We start from the raw sequence: 1,751 nt of genomic DNA, 5'->3' as shown, positions 1-1,751 counted from the left end.
CCGGTGGTGGTGTTGATGGTGTCTTTGGCTACACGTCGGCCGAGACCATCGTAGGTGTAGCGGTAGCCGGTGTTTGGTTCATCGGAGGAGGTAAAGCCGATGGGTTGTTCACCGGTGGCGTAGAAGAAGTGATGCACCAATGGTTTCTTACCCAGGCGTTTGGTCACGGTGCGGGTGATACGGCCTGCATCATCGTAGGTGTAGGTAGTCCGGCCGACTTTGACCGGCAGTGTGTTGTGGTAGTCGATTGCCCCGTCGGTGGCTTGACAGTGCTTGTGGCTTTTAGGTGAAGTGACCCAGGTTTTGTTCCGTGTGAGTAGATGGGAAAATCTGGAATATGCCAAGAAAATTTGACCAGGATGCCAAGGACCGTGTGGTCCGTCTCGTGGAAGACTGCATCTTGGCGGAAAATATGTCGATGCAAGCCGCGTGCCAGGCAGTAGCCCCAAAGCTGGGCGTCTCGTGGCACACGGCGAGGCAATGGACGCAGGCCGCTCGTCGCGAAGGACGTGTTGTGGAATCAATGCCCAAGGACCTTGCTGCAGAAAACGCACGGTTGCGTCGAGAGAATCAAGAGCTGCGGGACACCAATGAGTTGTTGAAAGCCGCCTCAGCTTTTTTCGCATCCGAACTCGACCCACAACGTCGGAAATGATCCGATTCATCGATGAGCATCGGAATCGTTTCTCAGTCGAGTTCATCTGCCAGACGTTAAACACGCATCGCGAAGGCGGTTTTCTTAGCTCGCGTGGATACCGCCAATCCAAGGCACGGGGCTTAAGCTCCCGCGCTTTTCGCGACGCTGCCCTAGTAGAGCGCATTACCGAAGTTCATAAACAAAACTACGGTGTCTACGGGATTCGCAAAATGTGGCGCGTGCTGCGCCGCCAGGGCATTGACATTGGACGCGAGCAAACAGCCCGGCTGATGCGCAGTGCTGGACTGTCCGGCAAGGGCAAAGGTGGGGCACCAATCACAACGCGCAAACCCAAGGGTCCGGATCATCGCCCTGACTTGGTAAAACGTGAGTTTAAGGCCCCTGGCCCTAATCGGCTGTGGGTGGCGGACATTACCTACGTGCGCACCCGAAAAGGCTTTGTGTACACCGCGTTCGTGACCGATGTATTCTCCCGGAGGATCGTCGGATGGGCGCTGTCCGATTCGATGCGCACCGAAGCCTTGCCGCTGCAGGCGTTGAACCAGGCAATCGTGTGCGCTAAGGAAACAACGGGCTTGATTCACCATTCAGACCACGGCTCACAATATGTGAGCATCGTCTACAACGAGCGCTTGGCTGAGCACGGTATCGCAGCGTCCACTGGGACGGTGGGCGACTCCTATGACAATGCTTTGGCTGAGAACGTCAACGGCTCCTACAAGAATGAGCTGATTCATAGGCGAACGTGGGCCGATGTCGTCGACGTGGAAATCGCGACGTTCGAGTGGGTGAATTGGTGGAACGAGTCAAGGCTCCACCAGAGCCTGGGCTACCGCACGCCGGCTGAAGTCGAAACCGAATTTTGGGAACACCACCCCAGTCGAGAAATAATGGAAATCAAGGCACAAGCCTAGGAACAAAACCCGGGACACTTCAATGTTCCCGTCGAGGTTGTAGGTGTAGGTCCAGGTGTGGCCGTCGGCGTTGGTGATGGCCACGGGTTGCATTTGGGTGTTGTAGGTGATGGTTGTAGTCGCACCGGTGGCGTCGGTGGTGGTGGCGGGTTTGTCGAAGACGGTGTAGGTGGTTGTCG

The 1,751-nt window shown here is 56.4% G+C and carries 2 protein-coding genes and 1 pseudogene; 1 reads left to right on the top strand and 2 read right to left on the bottom strand.

What is annotated here, in order from left to right; translation table 11 throughout:
* The coding region (locus HMPREF2678_RS10610) for a hypothetical protein (RefSeq protein ID WP_371325832.1) at nucleotides 1-137 on the bottom strand (137 nt) is incomplete at its 3' end.
* A 200-nt stretch (nucleotides 138-337) separates the two neighbouring features.
* On the opposite strand from HMPREF2678_RS10610, the gene HMPREF2678_RS03710 reads away from it, so the two are divergent.
* Nucleotides 338-1,572, top strand: a protein-coding gene (locus HMPREF2678_RS03710) for an IS3 family transposase (protein ID WP_246817875.1) whose coding sequence is annotated in 2 segments (ribosomal slippage) — nucleotides 338-629 and nucleotides 629-1,572 — 1,236 coding nt in all. Because the reading frame shifts where the segments join, the coding sequence is not laid out codon by codon here.
* 21 nt (nucleotides 1,573-1,593) lie between these two features.
* Here the strand turns inward: HMPREF2678_RS03710 and HMPREF2678_RS10605 are convergent.
* Nucleotides 1,594-1,665 (bottom strand): annotated as a pseudogene (locus tag HMPREF2678_RS10605) (hypothetical protein); the annotation flags it as partial.
* Between the last annotated feature and the right edge of the window lie 86 nt (nucleotides 1,666-1,751).

This window comes from Corynebacterium sp. HMSC058E07 (assembly GCF_001809885.1).
In the GTDB taxonomy this organism is placed as follows: Bacteria; Actinomycetota; Actinomycetes; order Mycobacteriales; family Mycobacteriaceae; genus Corynebacterium; species Corynebacterium macclintockiae.
This window is presented reverse-complemented; position numbering and strand designations above follow the sequence as displayed.